18 protein-coding genes are annotated in these 15,930 nt (G+C 66.9%); 9 read left to right on the top strand and 9 right to left on the bottom strand.

Translation table 11 applies throughout. The features are described from left to right. The first annotated feature begins 233 nt into the window (after positions 1-233). The 4 genes from B9S61_RS20605 (at position 234) to B9S61_RS20585 (ending at position 3,232) form a co-directional block, all read left to right on the top strand. A complete protein-coding gene (locus B9S61_RS20605; RefSeq protein WP_103543576.1) occupies positions 234-1,424 on the top strand; it encodes an IS110 family transposase in 1,191 nt (396 codons plus the stop codon). 333 nt (positions 1,425-1,757) lie between these two features. Beyond that, on the top strand, positions 1,758-2,081 hold the full coding sequence (locus B9S61_RS20595) for a hypothetical protein (protein ID WP_103543574.1): 324 nt from the start codon (positions 1,758-1,760) through the stop codon (positions 2,079-2,081). Positions 2,082-2,090: 9 nt separating this feature from the next. Next, the gene (locus B9S61_RS20590; RefSeq protein WP_103543573.1) at positions 2,091-2,999 is read left to right on the top strand and encodes a hypothetical protein; all 909 of its coding nucleotides are present in this window, start codon (positions 2,091-2,093) and stop codon (positions 2,997-2,999) included. Next, on the top strand, positions 2,996-3,232 hold the full coding sequence (locus B9S61_RS20585) for a hypothetical protein (RefSeq protein WP_030213840.1): 237 nt from the start codon (positions 2,996-2,998) through the stop codon (positions 3,230-3,232). Before B9S61_RS20590 ends, B9S61_RS20585 begins: the two co-directional genes overlap by 4 nt. A 103-nt stretch (positions 3,233-3,335) precedes the next feature. On the opposite strand, the gene B9S61_RS20580 is transcribed toward B9S61_RS20585, so the two are convergent. The 7 genes from B9S61_RS20580 to B9S61_RS20555 all read right to left on the bottom strand — a co-directional run bounded on the left by B9S61_RS20580 (position 3,336) and on the right by B9S61_RS20555 (position 8,312). Further along, positions 3,336-4,190 (bottom strand): hypothetical protein, encoded by an 855-nt coding sequence (locus B9S61_RS20580; protein ID WP_103543572.1) that lies wholly within the window; start codon positions 4,188-4,190, stop codon positions 3,336-3,338. Next, a complete protein-coding gene (locus B9S61_RS20575) occupies positions 4,177-4,530 on the bottom strand; it encodes a hypothetical protein (protein ID WP_030213837.1) in 354 nt (117 codons plus the stop codon). The genes B9S61_RS20580 and B9S61_RS20575 overlap by 14 nt, the downstream gene beginning before the upstream one ends. 45 nt (positions 4,531-4,575) lie before the next feature. Next, entirely contained in the window at positions 4,576-5,583 is a 1,008-nt protein-coding gene (locus B9S61_RS20570; RefSeq protein ID WP_006378632.1) for an NAD(P)H-dependent glycerol-3-phosphate dehydrogenase, read from the bottom strand. Beyond that, positions 5,580-6,074: a DUF6420 family protein gene (locus B9S61_RS41615; protein WP_258039761.1), complete on the bottom strand. Its 495-nt coding sequence runs from the start codon at positions 6,072-6,074 to the stop codon at positions 5,580-5,582. Before B9S61_RS41615 ends, B9S61_RS20570 begins: the two co-directional genes overlap by 4 nt. Positions 6,075-6,330: 256 nt before the next feature. Then, complete coding sequence (locus B9S61_RS20560) at positions 6,331-6,939, bottom strand: hypothetical protein (protein WP_103543571.1); 609 nt, start codon at positions 6,937-6,939, stop codon at positions 6,331-6,333. 246 nt (positions 6,940-7,185) lie between these two features. Continuing rightward, positions 7,186-7,722 carry a hypothetical protein gene (locus B9S61_RS40390; RefSeq protein WP_146064901.1) on the bottom strand — a complete coding sequence of 179 codons (537 nt, stop codon included), beginning with the start codon at positions 7,720-7,722 and terminating at the stop codon, positions 7,186-7,188. 140 nt (positions 7,723-7,862) lie between these two features. Then, positions 7,863-8,312, bottom strand: a complete 450-nt coding sequence (locus B9S61_RS20555; RefSeq protein ID WP_006378593.1) for a homing endonuclease associated repeat-containing protein — start codon at positions 8,310-8,312, stop codon at positions 7,863-7,865. 623 nt (positions 8,313-8,935) lie between these two features. Here B9S61_RS20555 and B9S61_RS20550 point away from each other — a divergent pair. The 5 genes from B9S61_RS20550 to B9S61_RS20530 all read left to right on the top strand — a co-directional run bounded on the left by B9S61_RS20550 (position 8,936) and on the right by B9S61_RS20530 (position 14,768). Beyond that, positions 8,936-9,769: a hypothetical protein gene (locus B9S61_RS20550; protein ID WP_103543570.1), complete on the top strand. Its 834-nt coding sequence runs from the start codon at positions 8,936-8,938 to the stop codon at positions 9,767-9,769. 295 nt (positions 9,770-10,064) lie between these two features. Further along, on the top strand, positions 10,065-10,472 hold the full coding sequence (locus tag B9S61_RS20545) for a hypothetical protein (RefSeq protein WP_006378868.1): 408 nt from the start codon (positions 10,065-10,067) through the stop codon (positions 10,470-10,472). Then, positions 10,469-11,626, top strand: coding sequence for a hypothetical protein (locus B9S61_RS20540; RefSeq protein ID WP_103543569.1), 1,158 nt, complete (start codon positions 10,469-10,471; stop codon positions 11,624-11,626). Before B9S61_RS20545 ends, B9S61_RS20540 begins: the two co-directional genes overlap by 4 nt. A 124-nt stretch (positions 11,627-11,750) precedes the next feature. Beyond that, positions 11,751-12,176: a helix-turn-helix transcriptional regulator gene (locus B9S61_RS40385; protein WP_146064900.1), complete on the top strand. Its 426-nt coding sequence runs from the start codon at positions 11,751-11,753 to the stop codon at positions 12,174-12,176. 216 nt (positions 12,177-12,392) lie between these two features. After that, positions 12,393-14,768, top strand: coding sequence for a DNA topoisomerase (locus B9S61_RS20530; RefSeq protein WP_103543567.1), 2,376 nt, complete (start codon positions 12,393-12,395; stop codon positions 14,766-14,768). A gap of 62 nt (positions 14,769-14,830) precedes the next feature. Here the strand turns inward: B9S61_RS20530 and B9S61_RS42460 are convergent, their stop codons facing one another. Continuing rightward, on the bottom strand, positions 14,831-14,962 hold the full coding sequence (locus B9S61_RS42460) for a hypothetical protein (protein WP_258039760.1): 132 nt from the start codon (positions 14,960-14,962) through the stop codon (positions 14,831-14,833). Positions 14,963-15,012: 50 nt separating this feature from the next. Then, on the bottom strand, positions 15,013-15,909 hold the full coding sequence (locus B9S61_RS20525) for a hypothetical protein (RefSeq protein ID WP_048818822.1): 897 nt from the start codon (positions 15,907-15,909) through the stop codon (positions 15,013-15,015). Between the last annotated feature and the right edge of the window lie 21 nt (positions 15,910-15,930).

Genomic DNA, 15,930 nt, shown 5'->3' with positions numbered 1-15,930 from the left:
GTCCTACCTTTCAAGACGTGGGTCTGATCCGGTCATTCGTAGGATCGGAGGGCCCAGGGGTTCTGGGTATGGCTGCATGGTGGGCGCCGTTTGGATGGCTCAAAGGACTTGGCCGCCCGGAGCCCCGCGACGACTCGACCGCCAATTGGGAGACGCGACTCGATCGCTGCTGTAGGACAACGTCGGCGAGGTCGTCTGCGGGATCGATGTGACGACGAGCTGGCGGAGGGAACGTGCCCGAGATCTGGGCCGGAGTGGACATCGGCAAGACGCATCACCACTGCGTGGTGATCAACGCGGACGGCGAGCGGCTGCTGTCCCGCCGGGTCCTGAACGACGAGACCGAGCTGCTTCAGCTCATCGGCGACGTCCTGGAGATATCCACCGACGTGCTGTGGGCCGTCGACCTCAACCACGGCGGGGCCGCCCTGCTGATCGGCCTGCTGCTCAGCCACGGCCAGCCGATGGCCTACCTCACCGGCCTCGCGGTCCACCGAGCATCGGCCACCTACAAAGGCGAGGGCAAGACTGACGCGAAGGACGCCTTCGTCATCGCCGACCAGGCCCGCGTCCGACGTGATCTCGGCCTGCTGAGGCCCGGCGACGAGATCGCCATTGACCTGCGCACGCTCACTACCCGGCGCCTGGACGTGGTCTTCGACCGCACCCGGCAGATCAACCGTCTCCGCGCTCAACTGCTGGAGATCTTCCCCGCGTTGGAACGCTCGCTTGAGCTGACCAACAAAGGGCCGGTGATGTTGCTGACCGGCTACCAGACCCCGGCCGCGATCCGCCGCGCCGGCGCGAAGCGGATCGAGACCTGGCTGAAGAACCGCAAGGTCCGCGGCGCCGCCGCACTTGCGAAAACGGCTGTGGAGGCTGCCCAGGCGCAGCTGACGGCCCTGCCTGGCGAGACGCTGGCCGCCGCCATGGTGGTCCGCCTCGCGAAGGGGGTGATGTCCCTCGATGAGGAGATCGCCGAGCTCGACGCCCTGATCGAGGCCAAGTTTCGCGAGCATCCGCACGCTGAGGTGATCCGCAGTCTGCCCGGCATGGGCCCCAAGCTCGGTGCCGAGTTCATCGCCGCGACCGGCGGTGACATGGACGCCTTCGGCAGCGCCGATCGGCTGGCCGGCTTCGCCGGCCTGGCGCCCAGGCCACGCGACTCCGGCCGCGTCAGCGGCAACCTGCGCAGACCCAGGCGTTACCACCGTGGACTGCTGCGGAGCATGTACCTGTCGGCGATGGTCAGCACTACCACCTGTCCCGCCTCGAAGGCGTACTACCAGCGCAAGAGGAGCGAGGGGAAAGGACACAAGCAGGCTCTGCTGGCCCTCGCCCGCCGACGCCTCAATGTCCTGTGGGCGATGATCCGTGACGGACAGTGCTACCAAGGTTCACCTCCCGTCACGGCGGCGGCTTGACCTCATGATTGGGAAGTCCTTTCGGAGAGTGGAGCGTGGGAGCCGCCGAAACTCGCAAAGCTCGGCGAGGGTGTGGCCGCAGGAGAGGTAGGCGACCTCATACAGCGGGCCCTGGCCCCAGCTCAGGTCCCAGTCCTCGGGTGGCAGGGCGGGTTCGACGGTGCATTTGATGATGTCGCGGGGCGGCCCGGCTCGCTGGTCTCGTCGTAAGAGCAGAAGGGGCACCAGTCTGTTCCTTAAAGTTCAGTGCTTCTACGGATACGGCCGTGCGCAGTCCCGACCCGCGGCCGGAGGATGAGCCGTTTCCGGCTGCCTGACGGCTAGCTTTCAGGCATGGACGAGAACGACAAGCAGCTCCTCGACTTCGACAAGACAGAGATCGACTGGCGCCCTGAAAGGGCAGCCGCGGCGCTTACTGGCCCGTATGCCGACATCTATCGCAACCATCTGACAGTCGCCCGGTGGGCCGACGGTTATGCCGAGCGGTACCAGGCGAGCAACATGGCCGCCGCGTCCCCCGAGCACAGGGACGGGTTCGTGGAGGGAGTTCTGTGGATGGCCGCCTTCCTGCGGCAGGGTGATCTGCTCCCTGACGGTGACCTGCTGCAGCAGGACGACCCGGGACTCCCGGACCGGGACAGCACGCCCGATTCGTAGAGTGACGGGATGGACTCCCAGACCCAGGCCCCGGACCCCTACGCGATCCTGCACGGCTGGCTCGCCGGATCGTACGTCCGGCCCGACGGCCAGCAGGTCATCGGGCGCGTCTGGGACGAGGACACCAAGTACCGTTACGGCCTCTACCTCGCCGGGATCGACGCCCCGCCCGGCTGGAAGCAGGACTGGTTCACCTACATCGGCGGTCTCGTCTGGCACTTCGAGCCCCTACACATCCAGGACTGGGCCGCACGCCTCACTGCCTTCGACGGCACCCCGCTCGCCGCCACCTCCCGCGGCCGCGCCGTCTCCGCCGTCCGCTCGTACTACGCCCACTGCGAGGACGACCTCGGCGCCGCCCGTTGGAACCTCCCGCCCCGCCGCGCGCTCGCCGGGCCCACCCCGCCGGCCGCACGTGAGACCCTCACCCGGTTCCAGACCGACGCGCTGCGCACCGCCGCCGACCGCTACCGCGGCCCGCACCCCGAACGGGCCCGCCTCGCCGCCTACATGACCCTCGCAGGCCTGCGCCCGGGCCAGTCCGTCGCGGCCGTCATGCAGTACGTCCAACGCGACAACCAGGCCGGTCCCACCTGGAGACTGCCGGTCAAGAACAACAGCGCCTCCGCCGTCGGCCCGCTCACCCCCATCCCCCGACCCCTGGTGTGGGCGCTGGACGAGTACCTGCCGGTGCGCACCCACAAGGCCCCGCACTCCACCGAGACCGAGGGCCCGCTGCTCCTCTCCCGCACCGGCCGCGGTCTCGATCACGTCACCTTCACCCGGCTGCTGCGCGAGGTCGCCGCCACCCACCCCGACCTCGAAGAGATCGCACCCGGCCTGCACCCGGACGTCGTCGCCCACTCCCCGAGCCCCTTCGCCGACGAGTCTGGCCCGGCCGACGGGGACGGGCGATGATGCTGTACCGGGCCGTCCTCCAATTCGTGGAGGACGGCCCGGGTGTCACCGGCGACTGGAGGGACAACCCCGCCCCCGCCCGCGCCATGTACAAGAAGTGCGTCGGGCTCTACACCCACGACCCCGCCGTCGTCGTCCAGTTCGTCGCCGTCGAGGACGACGGGACGCGCCGGATCATCCGCAAGTGGGTCGTCGACCGCGAGGTCGTCACCGAGGAGGGCGACCCGCTGTAGAACCCGTCCAGGCGCTTGCGCAGGGCCAGGCAGAAGCCAGGAAACAGCTGGTACGGCCCTCCTGCAAGCCGCCCCCGCGGGGGCCGTGATCCCTGCGCCAGGGTCAACCCGCGAATGCGAGGTAGGAGCCGACCGTGAGGCCGGAGAACGTCAGAAGCTGGCGCGGCTTGAGGAGGGTGAACGCCGCGTGCAGGGTGATGCCGGCTGCGACGGCGTACGGCGTGGTCTGTGGGATCAACAGCACGATGGGCAGCACGATCTCGGCGGTGATGACGGCGGCGGCGACCAGGCGCCACAGGCGGATGTCACGGGGGGTGAGGTTGCTTGTGTGTCGTAGGACGACGCCGGGGATGGCGTTCTGGCGGCGGTACGGAAGCTGGTCCTTCAGCTGGGTGTAGGCATACATCCACTGGGCGAGGTAGAGGCCGGTGCGGAACTGGACGGAGCGGATCTTCTGCACGGCGCTGTTCCAGTAGAGGTCGGCGGTCACGAGCGCGAGAAGGATTTGGGCCCAGGTGTTGGCCGTGCTGGGATGATGTTCGATGGTTAGGCCGTGGCCGAGATCTCCGGCGACCATCAGGCACGCGCCGGTCAGGAGGGTGAAGCGCACGGCGGCGGGGCTCTTGAGGTAGAGGAGTTCCATCGCGGTCCCGGCCAGCACGAGCAGCAGCGTGAGGCGCGGGGCGATCCCTGCGGCCAGGATGACGGCGGCGGCCGTGCGGACGATCAGGGCGGGCCGGTAGACGCCGGCGAGCAGACGGCTGCGGCGCGGGCCGAAGCGCTGCTGGGCGAGGCGCAGGCTGAGCGATCCGGGTGCGAAGCGGCTCCAGCCTCCCTGTCCGAAGGAGAGGGCGAACCGCAGGGCCAGGACGCTGCCGTAGGCGATGCGGAACAGCTTTAGTCGTCCGGGATCGGTCGGGCTGCGGAAGCCGGACGCGAGGGCGTCAAAGAACCACACGGCTGTCCCTCACCTCGATGGGCTGCTCGCCGTTGACGGATAGGACCCGGCCGTCTCCCTCGATCCGGTCGTAGCGGCCGGTGCGCATCAGGTGGTCGATGACCGTCTGGAGCTGGGGCGGGGGCAGCAGGAACGTCCCTGGTGAGAGGAACGCGTACGGATTGACGGACTCGGTCCGGTCGCCCTTGGTACCAGTGAGCGTGACGATCACGAACGTGGCCCGGGAGAACAGCGGGTAGCGCATCCAGCGGCCGGGCCTGCGGGTGAAGCCGGTAGCCATCCCAGCCACCACGGCTGCGGTGACGGCGAGTTGGGCAGCGGACAGTACGTCTGCGGGCATGACAGGGAAACCTCCGGGCGGGAGGGACAAGGTGGTGGCGGGCCGCTACTCGGGCTTGGGGGGCCGCTGCATCAGTGCGGCGGCGGCCTCGCCGAGCGTGGCCTTGCCGTGCAGGACGGCGGTGACCACGGTCGTGATCGGCATGTCGACGCCGTGGGCGCGGGCAAGCTCGAGGATCGCCTCAGCGCTCTTGACGCCCTCGGTGGTCTGCCTGGTCGCGTTGGCGGCCTCGGCGAGGCTCAGGCCGTTGCCGAGGTGGGTGCCGAAGGTGCGGTTGCGGGAGAGCGGTGAGGAGCAGGTGGCCACCAGGTCGCCCATGCCGGACAGCCCGGCGAGGGTGGTGGGCTGCGCGCCCATCGCGGCGGCCAGACGCATGCTCTCCGCGAGCCCCCTGGTCATGATCAGGGCGGTGGCGTTGTGGCCCAGGCCCATGCCGGTGGCGATGCCGACGGCGAGCGCGATGACGTTCTTCAGCGCGCCGCCCATCTCGCAGCCGATCACGTCGGTGGAGGTGTAGGGCCGGAAGTAGGGGGTGTGGCAGGCCGTCTGGAAACGCTGAGCGGCGTCTTCGTCGGAGCAGGCGATGGTGGCGGCCGCGGGCTGCCGGGCCATGATCTCCCGGGCCAGGTTCGGGCCGGACAGCACCACGACCCGCTCGGCGGGCACGCCGGTCACCTCGCGGATGATCTCGCTGGCCCGTAGGTGGGTGTGTGTCTCGATGCCCTTCATCAGCGAGACGATCACCGTCTGGGACTGAAGGTGCGGCGTCCACGTCGCCAGGCACTGGCGCAGGGACTGCGCGGGCACGGACAGCACGAGGAAGTCCGCGCCGTCCAGCGCGGCGGCCGGGTCGGTCGTGGCGGTGAGCGAGGCGGGCAGCTCGATGTCCGGGAAGTAGTCCGGGTTGCGGTGGCCACCGGTGATCGCTGCGGCGATCTCGGCGCGGCGGGCGTGCAGGACGGTGCTGGTGCCGGCGTCGGCGAGGATCGTCGCCGCGGCGGTGCCCCAGGAACCGGCGGAGAACACCGCCGCTCGGGCGGGGTACTGGCTCACGGCTCGGTCCTCTCGTCCATTGCGTGGCCGCCGTTCTGATGGCCGGGCCCGGTCATCGTATCGACGCCGGGCCGTGGTGAACGGTCTTCGGCGGGGCGGCGCAGCGTCAGCAGGACCGCGCGCCGTCCAGGCAGCAGGGGAAGGCTGCAGTGGGCCGTGGCCAGCATGTTCTGTGCCTCGGTGTCGCCGAGCTCGCGGACGAGGGTGGCCGCGTGGCGGATCCACAGCCGGAACACCCGCTCCCAGGTGGCGGGTTCGTCCGGGCGTTCGTCGACGTGTTCCAGGACGAGTCCGGCGGCCCGGGCAAGCCGCTTGTAAGCGGCGTTCTTCTCGTCGGTGAACTGAGCGGGACAGCCCATGTGGTCCAGCGTGATCCGGATGTGAGCGCGCATTTCAGCCGGGCGAATATTGTGCCGCCCGCCGCCGGGCGTGACGTAGCGGCCGGGCGTCACCGGGGCGTACGGATGGATCAGCGGTAGATCCTGATCCACCACGTGCAGGGCGGGCAGTCCGCCGTACTCGATGGGTAGGGGCCTGCGATGCCGTTGTGCTCGATTGCCAGGAAATGCGAGTGGGCGACGGCGCGGCGATACGTCGCGGTGAATCCGGTGCGTCTTCGCTCTGTACGTACGTGGGACGGCTCGATGGTGGAGGTCGCTGAGCTGGCCCCGGCGGACGTGCGGACGATGCCGCTGCCAGCGGGCAACCGTTGTTAGTCGGTGCTGCAACGTCCATAGAAGCAGCGATTCAGTCCCCTGTGCGGGCGACGCTAACGATCAGCGCCATGTCGTCGGCGTCTCGCCATTCGCCGATCACTCGCCACCCAGCATCGCTCAGAAGCCGCTCAGCCTCGCGCCTGCCGTCCTCAGGGTCTCCGCCTTTGGCGGCGATCGTGGTGCGCTCGCTGAACACAGCAGGCGTGTCATAGTCGGGCGACCATGCCCGCTCGTCCCCCGGGTGCTCGCCGGTCAGCTTGTCCTGCCATACCGAAACATCCATGTGTGGCTGAGAGAGGTGACCGGTGCCGTAGGTCATCCAGGCACTGAAGTGTGGGCGGCTCGACCATTCGGCCTCACGCTCGTTCTCCAGGTCCCAACGCTTGAACAGCTCGCCGAGCTGAGCGTAGATATGACGGGCCTGCGCCTCGCTCAGAGTGAGTGTGCCGCCCCGGAGACTGCCGTCTTCGGTGGGGGCAATCGGTGCGTAGTACTCAATGCCTGCGCGGTACCGGGTGATGTCGCCGATGATCAGCTCATGGCGACCATGCAGCGACTGCTCCACCGGCAGCAGATGGTTGAGGTCGGCCTTGTAGTACGGCGGAAGCTTGCGGACTTCGATGATGTCGCGTTCGGACATAAGGTTCCTCTTTCCTTTTGAGGTACTTTTCAGGTCATGCCTTCTTGTGCCGTGCCTGAGAGCACTTAGGCCAACCCCGGTAATGTCGTGCCATTCGGCGATGGACCGGGTCATTCCGAATGCGGTGAAGACTTCCGAGGGCTTCCTGGTATATATGCTGGGCCCTTCGACTAAATCGGGGGATTGAGTTCCCAAGCCCGACTCGCGCCGGGCTAGGAGACCTTGATGCCCCTCCAGGGCTGCTGGTTAGCGCGGCGCTTCGAACCGCAGCGTTAGTGTGGACGCTCGACCGCCGGTGTACGCATGGTCAGCCTTGTACTCGGTGATGGCAGTACCCTCGATGGTGAAATCATCACCTTCCAGCGGCCATGTGTACCGGCTCGGTGCTGCCTTGGTCGGATTCATCCTCACTTCGGATACACCGACTTCAGCAACGCTCAGTTCCCCCCGGAACTCGTTGGCCTCGTGACTGGTCCAGTGCACGGTCCAGCCCGATTGGACAAGCCCGATCAGTTTTTGGAGCCTTTCCATGTTTCCGGGGAAGATGACGTTTGCACCGGAGACCCTGGCGGACGTCTCTTTGACTCCCGGCTCAGCAAACAGCGGGCGATAGGACACACGACGATCCGGAAATTCCACGCCAGGCGGAATCTGATCGGCGTTCGGTCCCGGTTCGGCATCCCCGAACGGAACCAGAATCGGGGGAGCTGAGACACGCTCCACCTCGTAATGGCCAGCGTGCTTGTGGCCATCTCTGTAGCTGACCCTGGCGAGCCCATACACGGTCTCACCCTTCAAATGGACTCGTACGCGGAGACCCGTGAGAGGCCGCTTTTCGGTTGACATAACAGTTCCCCTTTCCAGATCCTTGCGGTTCAGCGCCCCATAAGGGGATCGAACGGTGTCGCAGATGCCGATGGATGTCAGCCGCAAGCCAGCTCTGTGGCTCGTGACCAACTGCCCATGCGGAAGCGGATGGTGGTGGCCGGCGGAACATCAGACTTCGGATTCGCCGGATCCGTGCGCCAGACCTCGTAGGCCGCCAGCGTCGTGGATCCTGTTTCCAGCAGACACCGACGGATCGCGGCGATCAGCTGCTCCTGGGTCCACTTCGTCGTCGCATCCCGCAGCTGTTCGGGTTGTGCGACCGCGTCGAGGCCCGCGAGCTCCAGCGCGCGGTTCCAGCTGCCGAAGCGGCGCTCGTAGAGCGGAGCCGACGGGTCGGCATCTCTGCGGCGCTGCTCGAACGTGCGACGTCCGAGGGTGCTCTCCCCCTGCGCCAGGCGGATGAGCACGCATAAGAGCTGCCGGTCGGTGTAGACGACCGGACCTGGCTTCATGGGTGCGGGGACGTGCGCAGCATGCATTGTCATGGCCGGTGCTCTCCTTCTGGAAGCGGGCGCGCGTCAGAGCGTGTGCACCTGCAGGAGCGGCTGGTCGCGGGTGATGGACGCGAACACCGCGTTGAAGGTCCGAGGGAACTGGCCGCAGCAGGTCGAGTCGTCCATCTCGACGGCGAGGTACGGCCGTTCCTTGAGCCAGGCTGCGGCCTGCTGGTCGACGTAGACCGGGTTCTCGCCCTCGAAGACGATCGGTACCAGGTCTTCTGGTCGTCACTCACGTGCAGCGTGAGCGTCAGCAGGTCGACGTCAGTGGTGGTCCGAGCAGAAGCAAGAGCAGTCATGGCGAGCAGTCCTTCGTGGGGGGGAGATGAGAAGCCCACGAACAGCCGCCCGGCAGGGGGCCACCCGCAGCTGACACGCGCACGACGTGTCACAGAGCCCTCCGGATCAACTCCGTTGATCGCCAAGCGCCAAACAGACCCGCAGGCACTCTGCGCGCCCGAGCCCCGCTCTGCCCATCCTCTGCATCCTCTGTCTCATGGCATTCCGACTCACCACAGGGTGTCATTCAATAGGTATTCGAATAGGATGCCCTCAGAGACCAGTCGATGCAATCGGACCGGTCGGCAACAGGAGATGCGAGGTGAGAAGCGATGAAGACCTGGAGGACGAGGAAGGCTGCACCCGCGGCCGCAGCACTCGCTGTGGCGGCGGGCGTTCTGCTCGCCGGATACTCCAGTGGCGACGGCACCACAACGCAGGCGCCGTCTGCGCCGAGTCCGACCACGAGCACCGCCAAGGTCACCGACAAGGCCCTCGACGAGGCGCTGAACAAGCTCGCCTTCCAGGGCACCGGGAGTTCCAGAAAGGACGGCGGGGCTTGCCTAGCCAGCGCAGCGCGGAAGGCGGGAATGCCGGAGGAGTCGCTGGACTACGTCGTCAAGGTCGACAGCGACGACATGGGTGCAGTCATCGACGGACTGAACAAGGTGAGCGAGGACGACGCTGCGCTCCTGGCGTCGCGGTCGCTGCGCGAGGACTTCGACGCGTGCATCGACAAGGCTGTACTTCCGAACGGCAGCAGCCTCAAGACCCAGAGCTACGTGCCGCCAAAGGGAGCCGCGAAGCCTGTAGCCGGTCAGCCGAACCTGGAGCCGGCTTACCCGGTCCGCGCGGATCAGCCGGTCAACTCGTCCATCGAGCTCAGCAAGGGCCTGGTCTCCATGTTCTCCTCCTACGCCCGGGACGAGGGTCAGAAGAAGACCTACGCGGCGGCCGGCCAGTGCCTGTCGACCTTGGTGTACAACGCGGGCTTCAGCCAGGAGGCGCTGCACTTCTTCGCCGGCGGAGCGCCCCTCGGCACCGGGTCGATCGTCGAACACCTGCCGAACGACAAGGACAAGGCGATCTGGCAGTCGCCGAGGTTCACCCAGGGACTCGTCGACTGCACGACGAATGCGACGCCGACTCCCATGCCCGGCCCCTGAGCGGGAGTCCATCAGGCAGACGAAGGGCCCGGTGCGATGTGTCGCACTGGCCCTTTTCTCTTTTCGCCGTCACACGAAGGTGGGTGCGCTCCGCAGCAGGTGGCTCCGTCCGAGAGGAAAGGAATCGAGCAGGGCCACCTGCTGCGGCGATGCGCCGCCAGGGGGGGGACTGACTGGGCGCGGCTGCGACTCTACTGGCATTCGAGCCGAAACGCAAAGATCGCAGATGGCTTATAGCTTGGCATTGATAAGATGGCTTGATAGATCAGTCGAACAAGTCAAGGAGAAGCCGCGCATGACCGTCGCACAGGAGTTGGAGAAGACGACGCAGCCCGTGCGCGGCACGAAGAAGAAGCCGCCGGGCGCGACGCAGAGCAGCAGTAGTGGCCGCCAGGGCATGTTCGTCCGGCTGGATCCGGACGACAAGCAGCGCGCGGAGTACTGGGCTGACAAGCGCGGGTTCTCCTCGGTGAACGAGTACGTGGCCGAGGCGGTGGTCGAGAAGATCCGGCGCGAGAACCTCGACTACGACCTGCCGACCCTGGAGATCGCGCGACTCAACGAGCTTGTCGACCAGGTCGCGGCGCTGGCGAAGAACTCGGCGAACCTCGAACGCGTCGTCACCACAGGCTTCGACTCCCTAATCGGGCTCACCCGCGGCGACAACTACCTCCTGGATGACGAGGACGGTGAGCTCGGATGAGCCGGGACTTCGCAGAGATGCTGGAAGCGGCCACACCCACCGCCGAGGTGATGGAGGTAGACACGTCCTTCCTGGACGCCTACCGACGCGGCGGGAGCGAGGAGCTCAAGCGCGTCCAGGCCCAGGCGGCACAGTCTGAGCCTGGGGTGGCAACGCCTGAGCCGGAGGCGCAGCTTGATGAGGCCGGCGACGCCGACTCTCAACCCGAGGTTGAAGGTCTGCAGGCTGATCTCGATGAGGACGTCGAAGAGGATCGCCTGGACCTGGAGCCGGACTACGAGCCCGGCGCCGGCGACTCCGAGCGGGCCAGCGGATCCAACCTGCGTGGTGGTGGTGACGGTGGTGGACAGGGAGGAACTGCCGGGGTGCTCCCGGGCGGTGCGGCCGATGCTGTTCCGGCTCCCGGGGCACAGCCGGACGTCGAGGACGCTGCCGCGGCGGAAGTCACTTCTCACGACGTTGTCGCCACACCGGATGAATCCGGGCATGTAACGCCCAGCTCGCTCCAGCTCACCGACCATCAGGACGCCGTGCAGAGTGCGGCATCGAAGGGTGGATCGGGCAGCACAGCCGAGACCGCCACGCTCCCCCAGTCGGGCTTCCGGCTCGCCGGCGTGCAGAGCCAGCCGCACATCAAGGCGCTGCCCGAGAGCATCATGAACGCACTGCGGGAGCAGCTGCGAGCAGCCGCAGTCCGTGAGCTGGGCGTGAGCGACAGCGCTGCTCGGGAGTTCAGCCAGCGGCTGAGCCAGGGCACGCTGGTGACGGCGTTTCTGCTGGCGCAGCTCGACTTGCGCCTTGATGCCGACCCGGCCACCGAGCGCGCCGTCGAGCTGTTCCGCTCCCGCGACCCGCTGCTGTGCAGCGTGGTGGCACGCCTGGCGAACATCGAGACCGCTGAACGCGAGCGGGACGGGTTACTGCGCAAGCTGCGCGACGAGTTGGGCGAGGTGCGCCAGACCAGCGCGGTGGTCGAGCAGGCGCTGGCGTACTCCATCGCCGACCGTACGGAGAACTTCCTGCGGGGCTCGCACAACCTCCACGACGCGCCGATCACGCACAAGGAGGCGATCTACCTCCGGGACAAGGCCCGCGAGGCGACCAGGAAGCAGCTGAGGCTCGAACGCGAGCGGGAAGGACGGCCGATTCGATGACCACGACGAGCAAGAGAAGCTCTTCCCCGCCCGGCAGCGCTGCAAGACGTGCGGCAAGGGTCTGGGCCTCCACGCCCAGGACCCGGTGTACCTCGGCCTGTACTGCACTCCGCAGTGTGCGGGTATGGCCGCGCCGGCCTCGCGCCCCGAGGACGCTCCGCGCGGATGCCGGACGCAGCGCGAAGGGACGTGGGCCTTCAAGCGCCGCTACCGGAGTGAGCAGGAGATCCCCGCGAAGCTCCGGGAAGATGCGTCGACGAGCTGGTATTGGTGCGAAGAGAGTTGTGGTGCGATCCATGTCGGCCACACGCGCATGGGCGAGCGGGAGAAGTTCCGGATGTTCGAGGACCTGACCGCGGACCTGCCGGATCTACTGATCAAGCTCAGGGGTGAGGCCACACGCAAGCAGGTCGCCGAGGTGGCCGGCGTGCGGCCCGTCCGACTGAAAGAGCTGGAGGAAGGTCTGAAGCACCCTGAGGGACTCGAGACGCTCGGCAAGGTGCTGCGGGTGTACCGCGTCCGGCTCGGAGTGGCGATGCCGACTCGGTAGGAGCGCTCGACAGACGACGGCCCCGAGAAGCACAGCTTCTCGGGGTCTTCTCTTTTTTCACAAGCGGTGATTGCTCGAGCAGCGTGCCGGAGCTGCCTTTCGCTGCATGACGCTCGCGCCATTCAAAGCCTTTTAATGCCCCTTTTGACTCCCATTCAGTATGCCCTTTCAAGTAGGCTCGTACTCGTTTCTGAGTCATGACGAGAAGGAGTCGACATGGTCGCGATCGTGGTCGCAGAGAAGCCGAGCGCAGCGAGGAACATGGCCAGCGCCCTCGGCGGGACGAAGGGCAGCTACAAGGGCACGGCCTACGAGGTGGCGAGCCTCAGGGGTCATCTCTACGAGTTCGCCCAACCGCACGCGATGGTGGACTCCTCGCTCGCGGACGCCTATCAGAAGTGGGACCTGAGCAATCTGCCCTGGGATCCGGATGACCTGACGTGGAAGCGCGAGCCGCAGAAGAACGTCGCGGACGTCATCAAGACTCTGCGTTCTGCGCTCAGCCGCGGCGACGAAATCGTCATCGCCACGGATCTGGATCCGTCCGGTGAGGGTGATCTGCTCTTCTGGGAGGCGATCGACGAACTCGGCTTCCACGGCAAGCGGTTCAGCCGCATGGAGTTCACCGACGAGTCGAAGGCCTCGATCCAGAAGGCGTTCGAACAGCGCCGGCCGGTGAAGTCCATGCAGAACGAGGGCGACTACCGCAAGGCGATGTACCGCTCCCAGTGGGACTTCCTGTCCATGCAGTTCACGCGTATCGCCACGGCGATGGGCCGCCAGTCCGGCCAGGACCTCGTGCTGCGCCAGGGCCGGCTGAAGTCGGCGATGGTCTCTCTCGTCGGCGACCAGCAGAAGGCTTATGACGCGTACGTCAAGAAGCCGTTCTTCCAGAACCGCTTCCGCGACGAGAACGACGTCATGTACACGAACCCTGATGAACCGCGGTTCGACCAGAAGGGCCAGGTGCCGCAGCAGTACGGCCCCTCCCCTGTCGTCCTGGACAGCAAGGCGGGCAAGAAGACCGCGCCGCCGAAGCTGCTCGACCTCGCTTCCTTGTCCTCGATGCTCGTCGGCAAGGGTGTGAAGGCGAACCTGACGCTCTCGACCTACCAGAAGATGTACGAGGACCAGGTCGTCTCCTACCCGCGCACGGAGGACAAGACGATCACGCCCGAGCAGTTCAAGGACCTCGCGCCGCTGATCGACAAGATCGCCGCCGTGGTCGGCGTCGACGCTGGGCTTCTGACGCATCGCCAGCCCCGGTCCACACACGTGAAGCCCGAGGGCGCGCACGGCGCGAATCGTCCGGGGCCGAAGGTGCCCTTCTCGCTGGACGAGGTCGAGCACAAGTACGGCAAGGCCGGACGGCTCATCTACGAGATGCTCGCGAAGAACTACCTGGCCATGCTCGCCGAGGACTACCTCTACGAACAGCAGAAGGGCCACGTGGAGAAGTACCCGGACTTCGTCGGCATCGCCAATGTGCCCAAGAGCCCCGGCTGGCGGGCCGTGTTCGATCCGGACGCCGGCGACGACACGGCCGAAGGCGACGAGAACGAGTCCGGCAAGGGCCTGGGTCAGACCGCGGAGCCGTTCATCTTCGAGGGCGCGAACAAGCGCCCCGAGCATCCGACGATGAAATGGCTGATGAAGCAGCTGGAGAAGCGCGACGTGGGCACGGGCGCGACCCGCACCTCGACGTATTCCGAGGTCACCAACGGCAAGGCGAAGTACCCGCTGCTGACGGAGAAGGGCCGGAAACTCAGGCTGGCGCAGGCCGGCGAGATGAGCTGGCGGCTCCTGCCGGGCACGCGCATCGGCGACCTCGGGCTCACCGAGAAGGTCTACGCCGACATGCGCGACATCGCCGCCGGGACGGCGACGGCCGAGGAGCGCCTGGCCGTCGTCGCCGACTGGGTGCGCGAGGACATCGCCACGATGACGAAGAACGCCACCTCCATGCGCGCCGAGCTGGGCCTGAAGAAGCAGGTGGTCGCCGCCCGCGCCGAGGGTGTGTGGCAGGCCGCTCCGGGTGGGCCGAAGAAGGTCGCCTTGAAGAAGATCTGGTCGGGCCACGAGTTCAGTGACGACGAGGTGGCGAAGCTGCTGGCGGGCGAGACGATCTCGTTCGAGGCCACGAACAAGGCGGGCAAGCCCTACACGGCCACCGGAGCGCTCGGCGTCGGCGACTTCAAGGGCCGCAAGTTCGTCGGGTTCCAGCTGGAGGTGCCGGACAAGCCGACGAAGTGGTCCGGCCGGACGTTCACGCCGGCGGAGGTCACGGCACTCTTGGCGGGCCAGGCGCTGGAGATCGACGACTTCGTCAGCGCGAGGACCGGTAAGACCTTCGGCTGCAAGGTCAGCTGGGACGCGAAGGCCAAGAAGATCGTCCCCGACTTCGGCTCCGGCGACGAGCCGCCGCGGTCCTGGTGTCAGGTGACCTTCACCGACGCGCAGCGCAAGGACCTGGCAGCCGGCAAGACCATCCAGGGCACGGGGTTCGTCTCGTCGAAGGGCAAGACCTTTGACGCGAAGGTCGCCTGGAAGGAAGAGGGCGGCAAGAAGAAGATCGTGCCGTTGTTCGGCTGATGCCCGGACAGGCGCTGACGAGCAGCAGCGGGTCCCGGACCTCGGGACCCGCTGCTGCCTTTTCACGACAGCGACAACAGAAGGATGCGATGAGGACGATGAACGACATCGTGCAGCTGGGAGATCAGGTGGGCCTGATCGGCGATGTCCAGGGCGACACCAGGTCCCTGTACGACGTTTGGTTGCGATCGCATCTGTCGCTCTTTTCCCGAGTGCCCGCAGAGCCGTCGTAAAGGCTGTGAGATCAGCCCTTGGGGAGCATGGGGCCACGCGTCATGTGGCTGTGCACGGCGGCTGCCACCGGCTGCTGTTCCAGGTAGCGCCCTGCCGCATGCGGGTCGTCTTGATTGTCCACGGCTACGTCGGTCACGCCTGGTGCGATTGCGGAGAGTCCCACACCGGCGGTGACGGGATCGTTGGGGTCGAAGACGTTCAACCAGCGCACGTTTGAGGGTAGTTGAAGCTCGTCAGATGCGCGTACCCCGAGTTTGCGCCGCAATGGAAGCCATGCCAGGGGCGATCCGCAGGTGATGAGCATGCTCACGCCGCCATCAACGTCCGAGGGAATCCGGCCCCGTTGGAACATGTCGTACACGATGACGCTGCCCAGGGAGTGAGCGATGATCAGGCTGGCGCCGCTCTGTTCCACCGCCTCGCGCACGCGGTCGCGGACGGTGTCCGCCATGCCTTCGTACTTGGATTTGGCGCTGAAGTAGCCGTACACCTCACTGACCCTGCTGAGCAGCGCCTTCCCCACTCCAGGGCCGCATCTGCGGTCGATACGCGCGAGCGCCGCCGTGATGCGGGGCGAGACAGGCGGAGGTGCGCCCAAAGTGCCGGCCGCCGGCCGCTCTCCCAGCACGGGTGGCGTGTGGGCCTCCAAGGCCTGCGCCAGCAGTTCCAGCTGTTCCTCGTCGGTTTCGGCCAACCACTCGGACGGGTCGTCGTCGCCGAGCTGGAAGCGCCCTTTGGGGAAGACGTCGCCGTAGTACGGGGTGATGACCGACGGTGTGGGGGACGTGGGGCCGCAGTGCAGGGATATGCCTTCCGCCAGAGCCAGGTTCCAGTCCTCGGCCAGCTTGAGGGAGTTGGTGTCGCGCTGGCGGATTCCGTGGACTCCCACCACATGCAGATCGCTCACTGGACCGGCCCCCTCTCTCCT

It is taken from the genome of Streptomyces sp. SM1 (assembly GCF_002910825.1).
Lineage (GTDB): Bacteria > Actinomycetota > Actinomycetes > Streptomycetales > Streptomycetaceae > Streptomyces > Streptomyces okerensis.
Note: the sequence above shows the minus strand (reverse complement) of the source record. Positions and strands in the feature narration are given on the sequence as shown.